Annotated in this window: 16 protein-coding genes; 2 read left to right on the top strand and 14 right to left on the bottom strand. The window is 66.6% G+C overall.

What is annotated here, in order from left to right:
* Positions 1-175: 175 nt before the first annotated feature.
* The 13 genes from MLE18_RS17640 to MLE18_RS17580 all read right to left on the bottom strand — a co-directional run bounded on the left by MLE18_RS17640 (position 176) and on the right by MLE18_RS17580 (position 15,230).
* Positions 176-973: a class I SAM-dependent methyltransferase gene (locus MLE18_RS17640; protein WP_243440120.1), complete on the bottom strand. Its 798-nt coding sequence runs from the start codon at positions 971-973 to the stop codon at positions 176-178.
* A gap of 2 nt (positions 974-975) precedes the next feature.
* A complete protein-coding gene (gene asnB / locus MLE18_RS17635; protein WP_243440119.1) occupies positions 976-2,856 on the bottom strand; it encodes an asparagine synthase (glutamine-hydrolyzing) in 1,881 nt (626 codons plus the stop codon).
* 6 nt (positions 2,857-2,862) lie between these two features.
* Positions 2,863-3,825 carry a glycosyltransferase family 2 protein gene (locus MLE18_RS17630; protein ID WP_243440118.1) on the bottom strand — a complete coding sequence of 321 codons (963 nt, stop codon included), beginning with the start codon at positions 3,823-3,825 and terminating at the stop codon, positions 2,863-2,865.
* Between the two features lie 58 nt (positions 3,826-3,883).
* Positions 3,884-5,566 (bottom strand): hypothetical protein, encoded by a 1,683-nt coding sequence (locus MLE18_RS17625; protein WP_243440117.1) that lies wholly within the window; start codon positions 5,564-5,566, stop codon positions 3,884-3,886.
* Positions 5,567-5,573: 7 nt separating this feature from the next.
* Positions 5,574-6,701 carry a hypothetical protein gene (locus MLE18_RS17620; protein WP_243440116.1) on the bottom strand — a complete coding sequence of 376 codons (1,128 nt, stop codon included), beginning with the start codon at positions 6,699-6,701 and terminating at the stop codon, positions 5,574-5,576.
* A gap of 22 nt (positions 6,702-6,723) precedes the next feature.
* Positions 6,724-7,683, bottom strand: coding sequence for an efflux RND transporter periplasmic adaptor subunit (locus tag MLE18_RS17615; protein ID WP_243440115.1), 960 nt, complete (start codon positions 7,681-7,683; stop codon positions 6,724-6,726).
* A complete protein-coding gene (locus tag MLE18_RS17610) occupies positions 7,684-9,285 on the bottom strand; it encodes a TolC family protein (protein WP_243440114.1) in 1,602 nt (533 codons plus the stop codon).
* A gap of 10 nt (positions 9,286-9,295) precedes the next feature.
* On the bottom strand, positions 9,296-9,988 hold the full coding sequence (locus MLE18_RS17605; protein WP_243440113.1) for an ABC transporter ATP-binding protein: 693 nt from the start codon (positions 9,986-9,988) through the stop codon (positions 9,296-9,298).
* Positions 9,981-11,231 (bottom strand): ABC transporter permease, encoded by a 1,251-nt coding sequence (locus MLE18_RS17600; RefSeq protein WP_243440112.1) that lies wholly within the window; start codon positions 11,229-11,231, stop codon positions 9,981-9,983. The genes MLE18_RS17605 and MLE18_RS17600 overlap by 8 nt, the downstream gene beginning before the upstream one ends.
* Before the next feature lie 60 nt (positions 11,232-11,291).
* The gene (locus MLE18_RS17595; RefSeq protein WP_243440111.1) at positions 11,292-12,578 is read right to left on the bottom strand and encodes an aminotransferase class I/II-fold pyridoxal phosphate-dependent enzyme; all 1,287 of its coding nucleotides are present in this window, start codon (positions 12,576-12,578) and stop codon (positions 11,292-11,294) included.
* A gap of 111 nt (positions 12,579-12,689) precedes the next feature.
* Positions 12,690-13,169, bottom strand: a complete 480-nt coding sequence (locus tag MLE18_RS17590; RefSeq protein WP_243440110.1) for a hypothetical protein — start codon at positions 13,167-13,169, stop codon at positions 12,690-12,692.
* Positions 13,166-13,630, bottom strand: a complete 465-nt coding sequence (locus MLE18_RS17585) for a hypothetical protein (protein ID WP_243440109.1) — start codon at positions 13,628-13,630, stop codon at positions 13,166-13,168. The genes MLE18_RS17590 and MLE18_RS17585 overlap by 4 nt, the downstream gene beginning before the upstream one ends.
* Positions 13,620-15,230 (bottom strand): ArnT family glycosyltransferase, encoded by a 1,611-nt coding sequence (locus MLE18_RS17580; RefSeq protein WP_243440108.1) that lies wholly within the window; start codon positions 15,228-15,230, stop codon positions 13,620-13,622. The genes MLE18_RS17585 and MLE18_RS17580 overlap by 11 nt, the downstream gene beginning before the upstream one ends.
* 143 nt (positions 15,231-15,373) lie before the next feature.
* Here MLE18_RS17580 and MLE18_RS17575 point away from each other — a divergent pair, with 143 nt between their 5' ends.
* Positions 15,374-16,372 carry a glycosyltransferase family 2 protein gene (locus MLE18_RS17575; protein ID WP_243440107.1) on the top strand — a complete coding sequence of 333 codons (999 nt, stop codon included), beginning with the start codon at positions 15,374-15,376 and terminating at the stop codon, positions 16,370-16,372.
* Between the two features lie 244 nt (positions 16,373-16,616).
* Here MLE18_RS17575 and MLE18_RS17570 read toward each other — a convergent pair whose 3' ends face one another.
* Entirely contained in the window at positions 16,617-17,822 is a 1,206-nt protein-coding gene (locus MLE18_RS17570; RefSeq protein ID WP_243440106.1) for a zinc-dependent alcohol dehydrogenase, read from the bottom strand.
* 145 nt (positions 17,823-17,967) lie between these two features.
* Between MLE18_RS17570 and MLE18_RS17565 the strand changes: the two genes are divergently transcribed.
* The gene (locus tag MLE18_RS17565; RefSeq protein WP_243440105.1) at positions 17,968-19,182 is read left to right on the top strand and encodes a radical SAM/SPASM domain-containing protein; all 1,215 of its coding nucleotides are present in this window, start codon (positions 17,968-17,970) and stop codon (positions 19,180-19,182) included.
* Positions 19,183-19,323 lie beyond the last annotated feature (141 nt).

Here is a 19,323-nt window from a genome sequence, read left to right as displayed (position 1 = left end):
CCCGCGCCGAACCGTCGGCTGTATTTGAAGAACATCCTCCAGTTCGGCGCGGGGAGGCCAAGGCCGGACCCGGCGCGGTTCACCCCGTTTGAGCGGCATAGCGGCCGTATGGAGCCTCCTCCTGTCGAGCGGAGTGCGGGTCCGGGAGGCATCCACGTTATCCTGGGGCATGGCTCTAGCCCACGGCCTCGCAGAAGATCGACGCAACGGTGGTGGCCAGCATGTCCGGGTCGCGCCCGGCGAACTCCCGGTCCAGGAAGGGCTCCACGGCCCTGAAGGCGCGCTTGTCCGTTTCGCGTCTGAGCACCCGGGCCGCGAACCCGGCGTCCCCAAGGGCCTGGAGGTGGTCGTCCAGACGGTTGCGGGGCAGATCCCCAGGGTCGAGGAGGTTCTCCCAGATGGCTCGCGGGAAGGTGAGGAACTGGAAGGGATATTTGAAGAAGTGGTCGCGGTAGTCCACCTTGTGCAGCATGAACCCGCCCGGGGCCAGCACGCGCCTGCACTGGCGGAACAGGGTCAGCGGGTCGCGCACGTGCTCCAGCACGGAGTTGGAGACGATCACGTCCGCGCTGCCCTCGGGCAGCAGGGCGATGTCGCGCAAGCGGCGCACGTTTTCCGGCCCGGCCTGAGGAAAATGAACGCGCACGCGCTCCAGCAGGGCCGCGTCGCGGCCCGTGTCGAACAGGGCGTAGGGCTCCACCCCGGTCCACGATCCGCCGAAGAGGGCGGTCCAGGCGTAGCCGGTGGCGTTGGTGGCTCCGCAGCCCAGCTCCACGGCGCGAAGGCCCTCCAGGGGCTTCCAGGCCTCGGCGGCCAGCTCGGCGTAGCCTTTCACCACGGCCTCGGGGTCGTCCAACGCGGCGTTGACCCGCCAGTAGGGCAGGATGCCGCCCAGCTTGTCCAGCGCGACACCGGAGAGCAGGAAGCGCCGGATGAGCCGCAGGGGGACATATTCCATGTTGGACCAGATCATGCTCACGCAGCACCTCCGGTTGAGCTTTCCGTGGAGCGCCCCCGGTGCCTGCCCAGCACCCAGAGGTTCCAGAGCAGCAGCCTGTGGTCGGCCCGCCCCCGGCGGTGCTCCTCCAGGCGGGCGGCTGCCCAGGCCCGGTCCACGCCCCGGGGCAGGGCGGCGAGGTCCGGGGCGAGCCTGCCCTGGTGGAACCACAGGCCCACGGGCGCGCCGAAGCCCTTCTTCTTCCGGTCCAGGATTTCCGCCGGGACCAGGGGCTCCAGGGCCTTCTTGAGGATATACTTGCCCGTGCCGCCCCGGAACTTGAAGCGGTGCGGGATGCGCCGCACCAGCTCCACCAGGTCCGCGTCCAGGTAGGGGGCGCGCACCTCCAGGGAGCAGAGCATGCTGGCGCGGTCCACCTTGGTCAGTATGGCGTCCTGCAGGTAGAAGCGGGCGTAGAACTCCAGGGTCTTGTCCACCAGGTCCTTGGGGCCGGTCTCCTCCCAGGCGGCGATTGCCTCGGAGTAGACCTCCTCCGGGTCACAGGGCCCGGCCAGCAGCGCGGGCAGGTCGCGCGGCTCCACGGGGCCGAGCCAGACCGGGTTCCACAGCGGCTTGGGGTAGCCCAGCGCGCTCAGGAAGCGGTTGACCTTGAAGGAGACGTGCATGTTGGAGTGGCCCACGGGCAGGCGAGCGGCCAGCATCCGCAGGGCCATGTGCACGGGTTTGGGGCACAGCGCGGCGTAGGCCTCTGCGGCGGCCAGGGCCTTGAAGGGGTCGTAGCCCGCGAACAGTTCGTCCGCGCCGTCGCCGCCCAGGGCCACCGTGACGTGTGGGCGCGTCTCGCGGCAGAGCAGGTAGGTGGGCAGGAGCGAGCTGTCGCCCATGGGCTCGTCCAGGCGGGCGGCCAGGTCCGGCAGCAGGTCCAGGGCCTTGCCCAGGCCCAGAGTGTCCTGGCGGTGCTGCGTGCCGTATAATTGGGCCGCTCGCAGGCTGTGGGCGGACTCGTCGAAGCTGGCCTCCTCGAAGCCGATGGAGAAGGTGCGCAGGCCCTGCACGCGCCGGGCGGCCAGGGCCGTCACCGAGGAGGAGTCCACCCCGCCGGAGAGGAACACGCCCAGGGGCACGTCGCTCATCAGGCGGCGGGCCACGGCCTTGTCCAGGAGGTCCCTGATCTGCTCGGCCCATTCGGCCTCGGGGTCGCGCGGCAGGGCCTCCATGGGCTCCACGCGGTAGGCCCAATAGCGCGACACGCGCCCGGAGAAATCGGAGAGGTCCACCGTGAGGTTGTGCCCGCCGGGCAGCTTGTACACGCCCTCGTAGAGGCTGTTCGGCGCGGGGATGAACCCGTGGGCGAAATACTTGCGCAGGGCGAGGGCGCTCACAGAGGCGGGCACCTCCGGGTGCGCGAGCAGGGCCGTAAGCTCCGAGGCGAAGGCGAACAGCCCCGGGCGCAGGTGGTAGTAGAGGGGCTTCTTGCCGAAGCGGTCGCGGGAGAGGAAGAGCCTGTCGGCCCCGGCGTCGTGGATGCAGAAGGCCCACATGCCGCTCAGGCGCTCCGGCATGGCCTCGCCCCACTCGCGGTAGCCGTGCAGCAGCACCTCGGTGTCGCAGTGGTGGGTCTGGAAGCGGTGGCCCTTGGCTTCGAGCTCGGCGCGCAGCTCGGCGTGGTTGTAGATCTCGCCGTTGAAGGTGACGGTGAGCCCCCCGTCCGCGGTGCTCATGGGCTGCGCGCCCGAGGCCACGTCGATGATGGCCAGCCTGCGGTGCCCGAAGCCCACGTTGCGCCGGGCGTGCCGCCAGAAACCCGCGCCGTCCGGGCCCCGGTGGGCCTGGCGGGCGTTCATGGCCTCCAGCGCGGCCCTGTCGCCCAGGCCCGCGAAGCCGCAGATGCCGCACATGGGGCGTCAGTCCTTGCTGCGGCAGTTGCGCGTCTTGTCCACGATGTAGGTCGGCTTGTTCTGCGACTCGTGGTAGGTGCGCATGAGTATCTCCGCGATGAGCCCCATGAAGATGGACATGAAGCCCATGAGGAAGAACAGGGTGACCACGAGGGGCAGGGGCGTGGCGATGAAGCTCTTGTCCGCGAAGATCTTGAGATAGAGCATGAGCAGGAACATCAGGAAGGCGATGAACACCGAGACCAGCCCGAACCCGCCGAAGAGGTGCATGGGCTTCTGGGCGAAGGTGTCCAGGAATTTGACCACGATCAGGTCAAGGATGACCTTGATGGTGCGGTCGATGCCGTACTTGGAGACGCCGTGCACGCGCGGATGGTGGGTTACGCCCACCTCCGTGACCTTGGCCCCCTGCCAGGTGGCGTAGATGGGGATGAAGCGGTGCATCTCGCCGTACAGCTTCACATCCTTGATGATCTGCTTGCGGTAGGCCTTGAGCGAGCAGCCGTAGTCGTGCAGGTGCACGCCGGAGATCTTTGAGATGACGAAGTTGGCCACCTTGCTGGGCAGGTTGCGCTTGAGGGGGTGGTCCTGACGGTCTTTGCGCCAGCCGGAGACCACGTCGTAGCCCTCGGCCAGCTTGGCCAGCAGGCGGGGGATGTCCGCCGGGTCGTTCTGGAGGTCGCCGTCCATGGGGATGAGGATGTCGCCCTCGGCGGCGTCGATGCCCGCCATCATGGCCGGGGTCTGCCCGAAGTTGCGGCGCAGGTGGATGACCTTGACCCGTGGGTCGCGCTGGGCCAGCTCCCGCAGGCGGGCGGCGGTGCCGTCCCGGGAGCCGTCGTCCACCATGATGATTTCATAGGGCGTGTTCATCGTTCCCAGCACTTCCTCCAGGCGGGCGTGCAGGGGGTCGATGTTGTCCTCTTCGTTGTACAGGGGAATGATGATCGAGAGGGAGTGTTCGCGCATAGTTGTGTAGGCGATTACACCCAAGCGGCCCTGGCATCAAGGGCGGCGGGGAAGAGGCTCAAGGCGCGGCGTGCTGGGCGCGCACATCCACCAGGAAACGGCCCCCGCCCGCCGGAATGCGCGGGAAGGCGGCCTCGTCCAGCAGGGCGAAGCGCGTGCGGCCCCGGGTCATGTCCTTGATGGCCGCGCCGAAGGGCTGGAAATAGGGGCTGCCCGCCAGGAAGTGGGCGCTGAAGTGCTCCGGGTCCACCAGGATGAAGTCCACCTTCCAGGTCTTGGCGAAGGCGGCCACGTCTGCCGGGTCCTGGGAGTAGTAGGCCGTGAAGAATCCCTCCAGGCGGGGCTGCAGCTGATCCCAGAGGCCGCGGCTCCAGACGTGGGAGAGCTCGAAGGTGGCCAGGGCGTTGCGCCGCGAGAAGGTCATCACATTGTCCATGAGCTCCGGGTGCCCGGCGATCATGGCCTGCTTGGGGGTGGCGGCCTCCACGGCGGCGTAGGTCCCGGCCAGGGCGGAGTAGTCGTAGAGGGCCACGTTGTGCAGCCTGGCCCCGCCCGCAAGCGCCGCCAGCAGGATCAGGGCCGCCGTGGCCGCCCTTCCGCGCGGGCGCACCCAGCGGCTCCAGGCCCCGGCCAGGGCGACGCCCAGGAGCAGTGCGTAGAGCAGGTTGAGCGGATACTGCACGTAGCGGTCGGGCAGGAAGAGCGTGAAAGCCACCATGCGCGCGGCCACGTAGAACAGCAGGAAGGCCGTGCCCACGCACCACAGCGGGCGCAGCCGCTTGACGAGGAGTTTGCGGTTGATGGAGCGCAGCCCGAACCAGAGCGCCGGGGCCAGCAGCACCAGCGTGACGATGCCCGCGGCCAGCCCGAACTCCTTGAACAGGCCCACGCCCTCGAAGGGGTAGTAGACGAAATCGAGGAAGGGGTTGGGCAGCGGGGCGATCTCAAGCCGGCCTTTGGGGCCGAACTCGGGCCTGCCGACGGTCTCGGCCAGGCTGACCAGGGGGCCGAAGCCCAGCTCCTGCACGTGGGCGTTGGCCCACCAGGCCGCGGCCACGCCGCCCAGGGCGGAGATCCAGCCCAGAACCCACAAGGGCGTGGGCTTGAGCCTGCCCTTGAAGAGCTTGGCCGCGTCGCACAAGCCGCCCGCCAGGAAGCAGGGCAGACCGATGTAGGGGATGAACAGGCCCTGGAGCAGCACCGCGAACATGGCCCACCCGCCCGAGAGGAACAGCAGCACGAACAGCGCCAGCAGGGGGCTGGCGAAGGCCCGGGCCAGGCCGCCGGAGATGTTGTCGATGAAGAAGGGCATCAGCCAGACCATGGCCATGCAGGCCCAGGACACGGCTCGTCCGCCCAGGCGCAGGCCGACGCCCCGCACCAGCAGGCACTGGGCCACGAAGAGCAGGCCGGAGAGAACCTTGGAGAAAGCCAGGGGGCCGATGAAGGGGGAGGCGAAGCCGTAGAGAGCCTTGACGCCGGGGCTCACGTAGGCCTGGGCGTAGCCGTTCAGCAGCGAAGGCGGGTAGAGTTGCGGGTCCAGCCAGCGCTGCATCCAGTAGAGCTGCTGGCGCACGTCGTCGTTGATGGCGAAGGGGTTGAAGAGCCGCCCGCCGTGAGCCAGCAGGAACACCAGGACGCTCAGGCCCAGGGCCCAAAGCGCGTCCGTCGCGGGCGGCGGCGTCTCCGCCTGACCCGTGAGCAGGCTGATCTGCGCGCAGCGCGGCTCGTGCGTGGTCATGGAGGGGCTAGATGTCGCGGTCGTAGAGGCGGAAGGTGCGCCAGATGCGCCCGCCGAACATGACCAGCGTCTTGTTCCACTTCACCAGCGATTCGGGGATCAGGGAGCAGTCGCAGTAGCTGTAGCCTTTGCGCCATTTGCTCTGCACGATCATGGTGTGCAGGATCAGCGCATGGTGCAGCTTGCGCCACTGGTGGGACTTCTTCACGCCCATGATCACGTCGCGCGTGGCGGTGAGCGGGAACACGCGGCAATCCAGCAGCAGGCGGATCATGCCCCACCAGTTCAGGTTGCTGCGGATCTTGTGCAGTGTGACGTTGATGTCGGGCACCACCACGTTGAAGGCCAGCAGCTCGTCGTTCTCGATGATGAAGTTGATGAGCTCCGGGCGGATGATGGGGCGCATCTGCAGGAAGATGTCGTCGAACTGGCGTTCGGTCAGGGGCACGTGGCCCCAGTTCTTCTGCCAGAGGGTGTTGAACATCTCCAGCACCTCGGGCCCGCGCTTGAGGAACTCGCTGGTTTTGCCCTCGGTGATGGTCACGTTGGCGGCGCTGAGGATCTCGTCGCGGCGGGCCTTGAGCTGTTCGATGGTGCCCGGGAGCTTGTCGATGTTGTAGGCGAACCAGTCGAAGGCCTTCTTGAAGCCCCAGTTTTCAACCAGCTTCTCGTAGTAGGGCGGGTTGTAGGTGTGGAACATCACCGGGCGCTCGTGGTAGCCCTGCACCAGCAGGCCCACCTCGTCGTAGATGCCGAAGGAGAGCGGGCCGTGCAGCTTGGTCTTGCCGCGGGCCTTCACCCAGTCGGCCGCGGCCTGGAACAGGGCGTCGGCTGTGTCCTGGTCGTCGATGCACTCGAAGAAGCCGAAGAAGCCGGTGGAGGCGTCGTGATGCTTTTCGTAGGCGAAGTTCAGGTGCGCGCTGATGCGCCCGGTGACGCGCTCGCCGTCCTTTGCCAGGAAGTACCGGGCCTCGCCCACCTCGAAGAAGGGGCCGGTCTTGGGGTCCAGGAACTTGCGCTGGTGCGGGAGAACGGGGGGGACCCAGTGCGGGTCCCCCTCGTAGATGGAAAACGGGAGCTGGAGGAAATCCTCCATGTCCTGCTTGGTGGATACTTCGACGATGCGTGCGGACATAGTTCTGAAATGTGTCTCGGGCTTATTTTTTCGGGATGATGGTCACGAGGCCCTTGAGGCCTTCCTTGAGCGTGTAGTCCGGGTTGGGCAGGGTCAGCTCGATCTCGTAGTAGGACGGCTGCTGGAGCGAACTGGGCAGCGGAGCCCAGGGGATGCGGCTCACGGTGGCGGTGAACTCCTTGCCGGGCAGGGAGTCGAAGGTCACCTTGGCCTGGTCGCCCAGCTTGAGACGCAGGGCCTCGATCTCGTGCACCTGGGCCCGGATGAGGATGGGGTCCAGGGTGCCCACCTGGAACACCTCCACGTCGCGGCTGAGCTTCACGCCCGCGCGCAACTCGGGGTTGATCCAGAGGATGTAGCCGTCGATGGGGGCCTTGACGATGCCCTCGGGAGGAAGCTGGCCGTAGTTGGCCTTGGGGCCGAAGCGCTCGCGGGCCTGCTCCAGGCGCTGCTGGGCCATGTCGCGCTCCAGGGTGAGCTTTTCCTGCAGGGCCACGCGCTGCTTCTCGGCCACTTCGATGTCCTGGGCGTTCTGCACCAGGGCCTGGGAGGTGGCCATGTTCTGCTTCTCCATGACCTCCAGTTCCTTGCGGCGCACGCGCAGGCGGTCGATATCCTTGCCGGTGGTGGCCAGCTGGTGCTCAAGGTCCTTCACGGTGGAGAGGGACAGGGAGCGCTTCTCGGCCATGCGGGTGTCCAGCGGGGTGTCGAAGGTCAGCAGCACCTCGTCCTTCTTGACCTTCTGGCCGATGTTGGCGCTCATGGTCAGGATCTTGGAGGTGTAGGGCAGGGTCACGGTGAGCTTGACCGGGCTGTAGAGCTTGCCGGAGAAGATGATCTCCTGGGCCGCGGGGGACGGGTCGGGTTTGGCCTGGGTCTGCGCGGGGGCCTGGGCCTGCCCCGCGTTCTGGGGGGCCTGGGCCAGGGCTTCGCCGCCCGCGATCAGCAGGGCCAGGGCGAGGGCGGTCAGTCGCTTGTTCATCTATTTCTCCCAGGAGGTCACGTCGACGTACTGCGACTGCAGGTCGCCGGAGAGGTGCTTGAGCGTCAGCAGGGCGATGTCGCGCTGGGTCTTGTACAGGATCATCTTCTGGTAGTCGTCGAAGTAGGCGAGGCGGTCGGTCATGAAGCGGTCGAAGTCCACCTGGCCGGTCTTGTGGCGGTATTCGGTCTGCTCGTCCTGGAGCTTGGCCAGGTCGGACTTGGCGGTGGCCAGGGTCAGGTCGCTGTTGGCGCCCTGGTACTCGGAGAGGGCCTTCTGCACGTTGACCATGAGCTCGAAATCCTTGGCGCGGGTGGTGGCCTGCACCTGGTCGAGCTTCTTGTACTGGCGGGCCACGTCGCGGCCCTTGGTCCAGTAGTCCAGAGGCATGGAGATGTTCAGGCCGGGGTAGAAGGGCACGCCCTTCTCCAGCTTGCGCTGCTCGCTGGAGAGCGCGTCCACGGTCTGGAAGGTGAAGCCGAAGCTGGGCATCATCTTCACGTAGGAGAGCCCGATGTTCTTTTTCTGCAGGCGCTTCTCGTATTCGGCCATGCGCAGGTCGAAGCTGGCGGCGCGGACCTTTTCGTCCGTGACGTCGGCCGGGGCGAACTTGCCCAGAATCTGCTGCTTGGCGTTCTCGACCTTGAGTTCGAGCTTCTGGCTGAAGGGCACGCCCAGGATGAACTTGATGTCGTCGAGCACCATCTGGCGCGTGGTGAAGAGCTTGTCCTCCTCGGCCTTGGCCATCTGGACGCGGGTCTCGGCGATGCGCAGGTCCAACTGGGTGGCCTGGCCCATGCTCTGCCTGGTCTTGAAGAAGTTCAGGTTCATGGTGGCCATGTCCTGCTTCTTGCGGATGATCTCGCGCTGCTCGGCCATGGCCTGGAGCTGCAGGAAGTCCATGGCCAGGCGGCGGATGCCCTCGCCGATGACCTTGAGGTGGGCCAGGATGGCCATGTTGGTCATCTCGCCCCGGGCCTGGACCTCGAAGCCGGAGAGAATGGGGTTCCACTGGCCGGTGGAGAAGCCGATGGTGTAGGGCTTGGAGTTGGTTGAGCTGTCGGTCTGCGGCGGGAGCTTGAACCAGTAGGTGGTGTTGATGCTCACCGTGGGGATGAAGGTGGACCAGGCGTCCTGCACGTCCAGGCGCTTGGACTCGATCTCCAGGGCGGACTTGACCAGCATGGGCGACTGCACCAGGGCCACGCGCACGCATTCGTTGAAGTCCGCAGGGCTCTTGATGGTGGTGGCGCCGCGCACGGCGTCGCCGGCGAGCACCGCCCCGGCGGGGATGGGGCCGGCCGTGGTGGCCGTGGCCGCATCCTTGGGGGCTTCCTTGGAGGCGTCCTTGGGAGCTTCCTTGGATGCCGGGGCCTCCTTGGCGACGGCAGCGTCCTTGCCGGGCGGGACCAGGGGCTGCGCGGGACGGTCCGCTCCGGCGGGAGCCGCCTCGGGCAGCGTCTCATACTGCTGGGGCTTGCCGGTGGCAGCCTTGGACGCGGCCAGGGCCTGGCCCAGAGGCGCGAGCGCGAAGCACAGGCACAGGGCGAGAATGCGCCACGTGGGGCGGGCCGCGGTGGGGGCAGTGGTGCGATGCGTCATGTGTTTCCCGTCAGTAGGGCTTGAGCACGCCGTCGGAGAGCAGGCATTTGCGCGTGCAGCGTTCAGCGGTGGCGGCATCGTGGGTGACGATGACCATGGCCACGCGCGCCTCTTCGGTGATCTTCACGAAATAATCCATCACCCTCTCGGAGTTGTCCTTGTCCAACTGGCCTGTGGGTTCGTCGGCCAGGATGAACTCGGGCTCGTTGACCAGGGCCCGCGCGATGGAAACGCGCTGCCGCTCGCCGCCGGAGAGGCGGTTGGAGGGCTGGCGCACGCGATGTTCCAGGTTGACCCTTTGGAGGGCCTCCATGATTTTGTGTTCCCTCTCACGGCGTTTAACCCCGGTATAGATCAGGGGCAACTCCAAATTCTCGTAGACCGTGGAATTCTCGAGCAAATCGCAGCTCTGGAACACGAAGCCCATTTTCTCGCGGCGAAAAACCGCCTGGGCGTCGCGGTTCAGGTTGAGCACGTCCACCCCGGCGATGGTGTAGCTGCCCGAGGTGGGCGGCTGGAAGATGCCCAGGATGAACAGCATGGTGGACTTGCCCGAGCCGGAAGGGCCCATGATGGCGAGCATCTCGCCCCTGTTCACCTCGAGGTTGATGTCCTTGAGGACCTGGATTTGCTCAGAGCCTGACACGTAGGTCTTGGTCAGGTGGCGGATGTCGATGACGCGGCCGGAGTGTGCGTTATTCATAGCGCATGGCGTCCACAACCTGCATCCGGCTGGCCCGGATGGAGGGATACAGGCCCGAGCCCACGCCCAGGAACGCCGCGAAGAGCAGGCCCGCCAGCAGGCAGATCGCGAACAGGCCCTCGGGGGGCTGCGTGCCGAGGGAGCGGCACATGTACTGCACGCCGACCATGCCCAGGGCGACGCCCAGGAGCGCCGAGGAGAACGTGACGCACAGCGCCTCGAACAGGAACTGCCAGAGAATGTCGGAGTCTTCCGCGCCCATGGCCTTTTTCAGGCCGATCTCGCGGGTGCGCGCGGTGACCGCGGCCATCATGATGTTCCAGATGCCGAACCCGCCCAGGACCAGCGTGGCCCCGATGGAGGCGTAGATGAACAGGCTGACCCACCAGAACACGCGCTGCACCTGCTTGAGGGGCTCCCAGCCCACCTGGATGCGCAGGCCCTTGCTGGGCTGGTGGGAGGTGATGGCCTGCTCCAGGGCGGCGGCCACGGGACCTACGTCGTCCCAGGTGTTGCAGCGCACGTAGAGGCTCGAAAGCTCGGAGATGTTGGGCACGCGGGCCTGGGCCGTGGTGATGGGCAGGAAAGCCATGAGGGTCTTGTCGGCCGCGCGCACGCCGCCGATGATGCCCACCACGGTGTACAGGTTGTTGTCCAGGTTGAGCATCTGGCCCACGGCCCCCTCGGGGGAGCCGAAGATCATCTTGGCCAGGTCCTGCCCGAGCACGCAGACCTTGCGGCCCTCGTTTATGTCGGCCTCGTTGAACAGCCTGCCGTAGCGCGGCGTGAAGGAGAACAGCGACCAGTAGTTGGTGTCGACGCCCAGGAGGTTGAAGCCGTAGACCTTCTCCTGGAAGGTGGTGGTGGCCGCCGAGCGGAAGCGGCTCTTGGTGACTTCCTTGACTCCGGGAATCTTCTCGATGGCGTCGATGGTGCCGGAGCGGAACCACTCCTGGCGGTCGCCCATCTGGAGGTCGAAGTGGGCGGCGATGATGGTCGCGCCGCCCAGAAGGTCGAGGTCGTTGTTGAGGTTGGCCTTGAGGTCGCGGCCCATGGTCACGATGGTGATGAGGCCGGCCGTGCCCAGGGCGATGGCCGCCATGACGCCGATATAGCGGCGCCGTTTGCGCACCACCTCACGGAAGCTGATGCGCAGCAGGTCGCTGAAGCGCAGAAGGCGGGTGCCCCTGTCCTTGGGGAGGAAACCTTCTGCCCTCAGGCTTTGCAGTGTCTTGTTGGCCATGCTCTCTTGTGGGCGGGCGAAGCGCCCGTCCCTTATTGGACCCGCGCCGCGGGTTCCAGGTTACAACAGGGACTGGCTCGAGCGCGCCCCGGCGATGTTGGACGCCCCGGCTTCGTCCTCGCCCTGGCTCTCCTCGTCCTGGTCCTGCACGCGGATGCGGTACTTCTTGGCCATGTCGTCCATGACCTCCAGCACGTAGTCGAGCTGGCGGTCCTGGTGGGTGGACATGCAGGCGGTGCGGATCAGGGCCTCGCCGCGCGGCACGGCCGGGTAGATGGCGGGCAGGGCGAAGATGCCGCGCTCGAACAGCTCGCGGGCGAACATGAAGGCCTTCTCGTCCGTGCCGATGGTGATCGGGATGATCGGAGAGATGGAGTCCGTGATGCGCAGGCCCATCTCGCGGTAGGCGTTGCGCATCTTGCTGGTGACGGCGCGCAGGCGCTCCACGCGCTCCGGCTCCTTCTCCATGATCTCGATGCAGGTCATGGCCGCCACGGTGGAGGCGGCGGGCAGCGCCGCGGAGAAGATCTGCGTGCGGGACTGGTGCTGGATGTACTCGAGCACGTCGTCGTGGTCCGAGGCGATGAAGCCGCCGATGGAGGCGAAGGCCTTGGAGAACGTGCCCATGATGAAGTCGGCCCGGTCGGTGATGCCGAAATGGTTGGCGGTGCCGCGCCCGTTCTCGCCCAGCACGCCCAGGCCGTGGGCGTCGTCGAGGTAGATCAGGATGTCGGGGAACTGGTCCTTCAGGGCGGCCAGCTCGTCCATGCAGGCCACGTCGCCGGACATGGAGAAGATGCCCTCGGTGATGAGCAGCACCTGGCCGTCGAAGTCGGGCTTGCCCAGCTCGTTGGCGATCTTCTTGGCGGCCGAGGCCGCGTCGTTGTGGGCGAAGGTGCCCAGCTTGCGGGTGCTGGTGGTGCCGGCGAAGATGGAGGCGTGGTTCTCGCGGTCGCAGAGCACGTAGTCGCTGGGGGTCAGCAGGCAGCCGAGCGCGCCCAGGTTGGTGGAGAAGCCGGTGACGTGCAGCACGGCGCGCTTCTTGCCCACGAAGGCGGCCAGGCGCTCCTCCAGCTGCTGGTGCAGCACCATGTTGCCGGAGAGGAAGCGCGAACCGCCGGGGCCGGTGCCCATGCGGTAGAGGGCCTGGGCCGCGGCTTCCTTCACGCGGGCGTCGTGGGCCAGGCCGAGATAGTCGTTGGAGCCGATCATAACCAGGCGTTTGCCGGCCACCTCCACTTCGGTCCCCCAGGAGCGTTCGATGGGGCGGAAGTAAGGATAGATGCCCGCTTCCCTCAGGTGGCGGGTGATGCCGGAAACTTTCTGGCAGCGTTCATGCAATTTCATCGGCAGGTGTTCCTCGCGAATGGATTTGCCGGGCAGGCAAGACGGCGCTTTGCGGCCATTTTAGGAACGGGGCTCTACCCCAAATACCCGGCGCACGCAACCTCTTGCGGGTCAGGGGGTTGTCCGCCCCATGTATTCCCGGACGTGGCGGGCGTTTTCGCCCATGATTTTGGACAGGGCGGTGGTCGCTCGCCCCAGTTGTTTCGGAAAGGTCGGAGTGTAGTATGCTTCGTCGTCATCGTCGGCCAGCACCAGGGTGTAGCTGCGGGTCCACAGCTTGCGCTTGGTGGACCACTCCAGGTAGATCCAGGCCAGGCGCTCGCGCCCGTCGGCGGTGCGGCACAGGGCCGTGCCCCAGCAGTAGGCCTCGTCCCCGCTCTCCACGGGGCGGTACTTAATGAACGTGTCGCCCTGGAACGTAAGCCCGCTGGACTTGCAGAAGCCCTTGGCCGCGCGCTCCCAGGCGGTGCGGTACTGGTCCTTGCCGAGGCCTTCCAGCCCCAGGGGCGGGTAGACCCAGGCGTTGAAGAAGGCGAAGGAGCCGATGGCCAGCGCGATCACGGCCAGCAGAGCCAGGATGAGTTTTTTCACGGCCTGCCCGCCTCCGCTCCCAACTGGTCGAACCGGGGGTAGTCCACCCCGCCGAGGCTCCAGCCCATGGACCAGTTTTCAGCCTTGAGGCGCTTGGCGCGCTCCAGCTTCTCCTTGGCCAGCAGCACGTAGTCCGCGTTGCGGGCGTCCTTGGCCAGGCACTTGCCCAGAGCCAGCCCGGCGCGTTCCCGCGTGACAAGCTGCGTGTCGGGCGGGGTCTCGCCGCGCTCGTTCAACTCCTTGATGCGCATGGCCACGGCCAGCCCGGTCTGGTTGTTGAAGTCGAAGTGGCGCTCCTTCATGATCAGGGAGTTCTCCCCGTCGTTGATCAGGCCCCGGTAGAAGCGCTCGGGCTCCAGCACGGGGTAGACCTCGGGCAGTTTCATGAAGCCCTTGTAGAAGGTGAGCGCCAGGCACAGGAACAGCCCCAGCTTCACCACGCGGGCGGCGTCAATCCGCACGGGGGGCCTCCTTGCGCCTGTAGATCTCAAGCGCGGCCTGCGGAGGCCCGGCTGGCGAGAAATAATGGTAGTAGGGGTCCGCGCGGTTGCCGAAGGTCTCGTCGGGCTGGGTCATGGGCACGCGCTCGTAGTCCCGCTCCAGGTTCAGCTGTTCCTGAATGAACACTCGCGGGGCGAAGACCAGGCCGTCGCGGTTCACGCGCACGTCGCGGCGCATGCTCACCCAGTCGGGCTTCTCGTCCGGGGCGATGGGGCCCTGCAGGCCGCCGAGCACGCGGAACGGGGTGTGGAACTGCAGCACCATGTCGCCGTATTCGGCCAGGATGGTCTGCCCGGGCCTGGCGTTCGTGTTGAAGAAGCGGATGAGCGTGGTGTTCACGTCCGGGTAGCCGCGTGTGATTTCGGTCAGGTGGAGCTTGAGGGGGATGTTCACGCTGGTGAGCATCCTGAAGTCGTTCTGCCAGGGCCGGTTGACGATGCCCAGGCGTTCCATGGGGATCAGGTTCAGCCAGTTGGTCAGGCCCACCAGCACCAGGAACAGCACGGCCGACGGCCGGGAGAAGCGCCACAGCTTGAGCCCGGCCCAGGCCAGGATGATGGCGCAGGACGGGTAGAAGTGAACGATGTAGCGGTGGAAGCGCTGGGGGAACAGCGCCAGGATCATGAAGCTGCCGATCATCAGCAGGACCATGAACATGCAGAAGCGCTCCCGCTCGCCCTCGGGCCCGCCGCGCCCGGCGAAGAAGCCGCGCCAGCGCCAGACCAGCGCCGCCACCACCGGCAGCGGGATCATGAACATGAGCCAGTCCGCGAAGTAGAGCTCCATGTTCTCGGGCACCAACATGATGTTGAACAGCGTCGATTGCCGTCCCAGCCGGTAGAGCAGCACGCCCGGCACGATGAGCGCGGCCGCCCACGCGCCGATGAGGGCCAGCCTCTTGAAGGGCACCGGCCTGTAGAGCAGGTAGCTGGCCAGCACCAGCGGCGGGCCCAGCGAGATGAGCAAAAGGTAGTTGGCGTGGAAGAGCACGCCCAGGGTCAGCCCGATGACGGCGGCGGGCAGCGCCTTGCGCCGCCAGTCGCCCAGGAAGCCCCAGAACAGGATGAGCATGAGCAGGGCGCCCGCCGAGTAGTAGCGCCCCTGGCGCGCGAAGAGCAGGAAGGGCACGCTCAGCGTGAGCAGCGAGGCGGAAAGCAGCGCCCAGGCCCTGTCGCCGAAGCGGCGCAGGATGAGCAGGTACGTCCCCGCGATGCAGGCCAGGCCCGTGAGCGCGAACAGGAAGCGGGACCAGAAGGCCGAGGTTCTGTCGATGAGCTGCCCCGCGGCGGACATGTAGATCTGCAGCCAGGGGGACCAGCGCCAGACCATGTCCGAGTCGAACTCGCGGCGCTCTTCCTGGGAGACGAGGTTCACGCCGTCGGTGACGTAGGGCACGCCGGTCTTGAGGACGTTGCGGGCCAGATTGGCCGTTTCGGCCTCGTCCTGCCACAGGGGGCGGTCGCCAAGGCCCTTGAAAATAAGGAACGCGGCCAGCAGCATGATCGCCGCGAAGATCGGGTCGCGCCAGGCACGCAGGGGTGTTTGGGTGGTGTTGGTCATGTTCAAAGCGGCCCGTCTGTAACCGCAAACGCCGGAGAAAACAAGGCCGGTGTTATTTGGGGTTGACAGGGGGTGGGCTTTGGGGATTAATCCCGCGTTCCCGATTTATCCTCGACGAGACCATTCGGAGGAATTCCCCGATGATGAACGGCAAGAAAGTGGTGGTGGTGATGCCGGCCTACAACGCCGCCGCCACACTCGAACGCACCTACGCCGAGGTGCCCAAGGACATCGTGGACGACGTCATCCTCGTGGACGACGCCAGCCGCGACAACACCATCGAACACGCCCGCAACCTGGGCATCAAGTGCTTCCTGCACGAGCGCAACTGGGGCTACGGACGCAACCAGAAGACCTGCTACTCCGAGGCCCTCAAGCTCGGCGCGGACGTGGTCATCATGGTGCATCCCGACTACCAGTACACGCCGCTGATCATCCCGGCCATGGCCAACCTGGTCACCTCCGGGCTGTACGACGCGGTGCTTGCCTCGCGCATCCTGGGGGGCTCCGCCCTGCAGGGCGGCATGCCCGTGTGGAAGTACGTTGCCAACCGCTTCCTCACCGCCAGCCAGAACATGCTCATGGGCGCCAAGTGCTCCGAGTACCACACCGGGTACCGGGCCTTCTCCCGCGAGGTGCTCGAGAAACTGCCCCTGTGGGAGAACTCGGACGACTTCGTGTTCGACAACCAGATGCTGGCCCAGACCATCTACTTCGGCTTCAAGATCGGCGAAGTGAGCTGCCCCACCAAGTACTTCAAGGAAGCAAGCTCCATCAACTTCCGCCGCAGCTGCATCTACGGCATGGGCTGCCTGAAGACCGCCTCGCAGTTCAGGCTGCAGAAGATGGGCAAGGCCGACTACAAGATCTTCGATCCCTGCGGGCGCGGCCTGAAGGATCAGGACGCCTCCTACTACTCCGACCAGACCCGGGAGGGCTGTGAAGGCTTGTACGAGGCACCTCGCAAGATTCGAAAGAAGCCCCCGGACGCGACGCGTCCGGGGGCTTCCGCTTTTTGGGGGAGCATGGGGAGGACGCGGGGCTCCGCCCCGCACCCCGCCAGGGGGATGATCCCCCTGGACCCCGCAACAGGGTGTTGCTCGCTCTGGAGAACCAGTCCGGCCCGTGTGTGCGCGCCTTGAGCAATGGGAAGTGGAGAACGGGGCAATTTCCCGCCCGTCGCGCATGGCTTCCAGATGACGGCAGCCCGATCACAAAACGGGCGGCGGGCGAAGCTGGGCTTCCAGTAGGGATGCAGCCGCCCGAAGACGGGAAGTGGCCGCAGGCATGGGGAGGAGCCCTTTACGGGATTCCAAAGGGCGAAGCCCTTTGGCCGCCGGAGGCTCTCAACAGCTCAACGGCCGCAATCCTGCTCTGTTATCGCCTCTATCTCAAATCGAACGCCGCCTTCATGGAGCCGCTGCCCTTCTTGTCGAACGAGGACTGGAAGGCCTGTTTCCAGTCCTCCAGCCTGAAGAGCCCGGTGAGCAGCCCCCGCGTGGGGTAGCCGCCCGAGGCCAGCAGGTCCAGGCAGACCTGGTAGGTCCGCACGCGCTCCCCGTTCCACAGGGCCGTCGAATACGCCATGGTCCCCGTGACCTTGAGCTGGCGGAACCACAGGCTGGAGACGTCCACGCCGGAGAGCGCCCCGGCGGTGCCCACCATCACGTAGCGGCCCCTGGCGCGCAGGGCCAGCAGGCCGTCCTGCACGGTGCGCGCGGAGGCCACACAGTCGAAGATCACGTCCGCGCCGCCCTCGATGTTGCCGCCGCCCATGGTGGTGGGCACGAAGCGCGCCCCCAGGGCCTTGGCCAGCTCCTGGCGGGAGGCCGAGCGCAGCACGGTGTCCGCGCCGCCCTCCTTGGCCAGCTCCGCCTGGAAGCCGTGGCGGGCAATGGCCACGATGCGGCCCTCGAAGCCCAGGGCCCGCAGGCAGCGCACCGCGTGCTGGCCGAGCACGCCAGCGCCCCAGACCAGCACGGTCTCGCCCGGCTCGGGGAAGTTCTCCAGCACCGGCTGGGCCACGGAGGCCATGGAGTCCACCAGCACGGCCTCATCGTCGCTGAGGCAGTCCGGCACGGGCAGTATCTTGGATGGGTGCGCGGCGGTGCGTTCGGCCATGCCGCCCGAGGCCGCGGCGTTGAAGCCCAGGGTGGAGCCGGGGGGCAGCGCCCCGTCCAGGAAATTTTCGCAGAGGTTGTAGTCGCCCCGGGCGCAGAAGCGGCAGGGGGGCAGCTCGCGCACGGCGCAGTCCAGCACGGGCTCGATGACCACGCGCTGGCCGGGAGCCAGCCCCGAGCCCTCGGGCGCGTTCTCCAGCACGCCAACGATCTCGTGGCCCAGGACCATGGGCAGGGAGGCGTAGGGCTCCAGCAGCATGGACTCGGCGCCCTTGAGCAGATTCAGGTCCGAGCCGCAGATGCCGCAGAGGCTCACGCGGACGGTGGCCCAGCCGGGCCGGGCCGGGGCGAAGGGCACCTCCGCCAGGGAGAGCGGGGTGACCAGATGGTGGAAGCGCCTGCGCTGCAGCTTGGAGAAAAATGCCGAGAGCAGGTAGCGCGGAATGGAGCGGCGATAGAGGAGGGCTTTCATGCACCGGGTTGTGTGGCAGGCGGTTCGCGCTGTCAAGGTTGACCCCGAGGCCTTCACCGGTTAGTAGACCCCGCTTCTTTGGGTTGACAAACCCCTCCCGATTCCTACACTGCGCCGTCGCCGACTTTTCGGCCTGCGAGGTTCCATGTCCAAGCGTTCAAGCATCGCCCTCGGCACCGTTCTCAAGAATTTTGCCCGCGTCTCCCGCCATCCCTGGATCGCATCCAGGCTGGTGGCCCTCGAAAAGGAGAAGATGCTCTTCAAGTGGCTCAACCCCAAGGCGGAGGAGGGCTACGCCCGCTCCATCCGGCAGGTCTCCGTGCGCATCACGGACATCTGCAACCTGCGCTGCCACACCTGCGGCCAGTGGGGCGACCAGGGCTTTCTGCACTGCGCTGACCTCAAGACCCTCAAGAAGTCCGAGGTGACGCCCGAGCGCTACCACCTGCTCCTGGGCGACCTGGCCAGCCACGGCCACTTCCCCTCCGTGTACCTCTGGGGCGGCGAGCCCACCATGTACAAGGGCTGGCTGGAGATCATCGAGCACGCCACCGCGCTGCGCATGCCCACCTCCATCGCCACCAATGCCACAGGCATCGCCAAGGCGGCAGAGCGCCTGGTGGCCGCGCCCATGTTCCTGCTGCAGATGTCCATCGACGGCCCCGACCCGGACACCCACAACGCCGCGCGCCCCTCGGCCGGCGGGGGCAACAACTTCCAGGACATCCTCGATTCCCTGGAGGCCGTGAACGAGGCCAAGAAGCGCACCGGCCGCAAGCTGCCGCTGACCGCCTCGCTGACCACCATCTCCCAGGCCAACGTGGGCCGGCTGGTGGACATCTACGAGACCTTCAAGGACAAGGTGGACCTCTTCGTGTTCTACCTCTCCTGGTGGATCGACGAGCAGAGCGCCGACGCCCACGAGGTGGACTTCAACCGCCGCTTCGGGTTCGCGCCCAAGCTGCACCGGGGCTGGGTGGGCGACTGGACCATCAAGGAGTACGCCACCCTCGACGCGCAGCTCAAGGAAGTGCTGGCCCGCTCCAAGAGTTGGGACAGCCCCGCGGTGAACATCATCCCCAACATCACCGGGGTGGACAACCTGCGCGAGTACTACACCGACCACTCCACCACCTACGGCTACAACCAGTGCATCTCGATCTACCAGGCGGTGGAGATCGACTCCAACGGCGATATGTCCCCCTGCCGTGACTACCACGACTACGTGGTGGGCAACGTCAAGGACCAGACCATCACCGAGATCTGGAACAACGAGAAGTACCGCAAGTTCCGCTCCAGCCTGCAGACCGAGGGGCTCATGCCCGTCTGCACCCGCTGCTGCGGCCTGATGGGCTACTAGGCCCTCCCGCTGTTCTCGTGCCGGGGCGCGTGCGCGCGCCCCGGCGTATTTTTGTCCTGAATATTGTGCGTCGTTCCCGCTGTCCGGGGCCGCGCGGGCGGCGAGGGCGGATATATTTGAAGAATATCCTGCCTCGCCGCC

It is taken from the genome of Fundidesulfovibrio soli (genome assembly GCF_022808695.1).
In the GTDB taxonomy this organism is placed as follows: domain Bacteria; phylum Desulfobacterota; class Desulfovibrionia; order Desulfovibrionales; family Desulfovibrionaceae; genus Fundidesulfovibrio; species Fundidesulfovibrio soli.
Note: the sequence above shows the minus strand (reverse complement) of the source record. Positions and strands in the feature narration are given on the sequence as shown.

Excerpts from the sequence above, each read along its gene's own strand:
- MLE18_RS17615 (WP_243440115.1), bottom strand. The coding sequence starts at position 7,683 with ATGAACAAGCGACTGACCGCCCTCGCCCTGGCCCTGCTGATCGCGGGC.
- asnB (WP_243440119.1), bottom strand. The coding sequence starts at position 2,856 with ATGTGCGGCATCTGCGGCTTCGCGGGCCTGGGCGACAGGGCCGCGCTG.
- MLE18_RS17640 (WP_243440120.1), bottom strand. The coding sequence starts at position 973 with ATGATCTGGTCCAACATGGAATATGTCCCCCTGCGGCTCATCCGGCGC.
- MLE18_RS17580 (WP_243440108.1), bottom strand. The coding sequence starts at position 15,230 with ATGACCAACACCACCCAAACACCCCTGCGTGCCTGGCGCGACCCGATC.
- MLE18_RS17565 (WP_243440105.1), top strand. The coding sequence starts at position 17,968 with ATGTCCAAGCGTTCAAGCATCGCCCTCGGCACCGTTCTCAAGAATTTT.
- MLE18_RS17605 (WP_243440113.1), bottom strand. The coding sequence starts at position 9,988 with ATGAATAACGCACACTCCGGCCGCGTCATCGACATCCGCCACCTGACC.
- MLE18_RS17575 (WP_243440107.1), top strand. The coding sequence starts at position 15,374 with ATGAACGGCAAGAAAGTGGTGGTGGTGATGCCGGCCTACAACGCCGCC.
- MLE18_RS17595 (WP_243440111.1), bottom strand. The coding sequence starts at position 12,578 with ATGAAATTGCATGAACGCTGCCAGAAAGTTTCCGGCATCACCCGCCAC.
- MLE18_RS17570 (WP_243440106.1), bottom strand. The coding sequence starts at position 17,822 with ATGAAAGCCCTCCTCTATCGCCGCTCCATTCCGCGCTACCTGCTCTCG.
- MLE18_RS17600 (WP_243440112.1), bottom strand. The coding sequence starts at position 11,231 with ATGGCCAACAAGACACTGCAAAGCCTGAGGGCAGAAGGTTTCCTCCCC.
- MLE18_RS17620 (WP_243440116.1), bottom strand. The coding sequence starts at position 6,701 with ATGTCCGCACGCATCGTCGAAGTATCCACCAAGCAGGACATGGAGGAT.
- MLE18_RS17625 (WP_243440117.1), bottom strand. The coding sequence starts at position 5,566 with ATGACCACGCACGAGCCGCGCTGCGCGCAGATCAGCCTGCTCACGGGT.
- MLE18_RS17630 (WP_243440118.1), bottom strand. The coding sequence starts at position 3,825 with ATGCGCGAACACTCCCTCTCGATCATCATTCCCCTGTACAACGAAGAG.
- MLE18_RS17610 (WP_243440114.1), bottom strand. The coding sequence starts at position 9,285 with ATGACGCATCGCACCACTGCCCCCACCGCGGCCCGCCCCACGTGGCGC.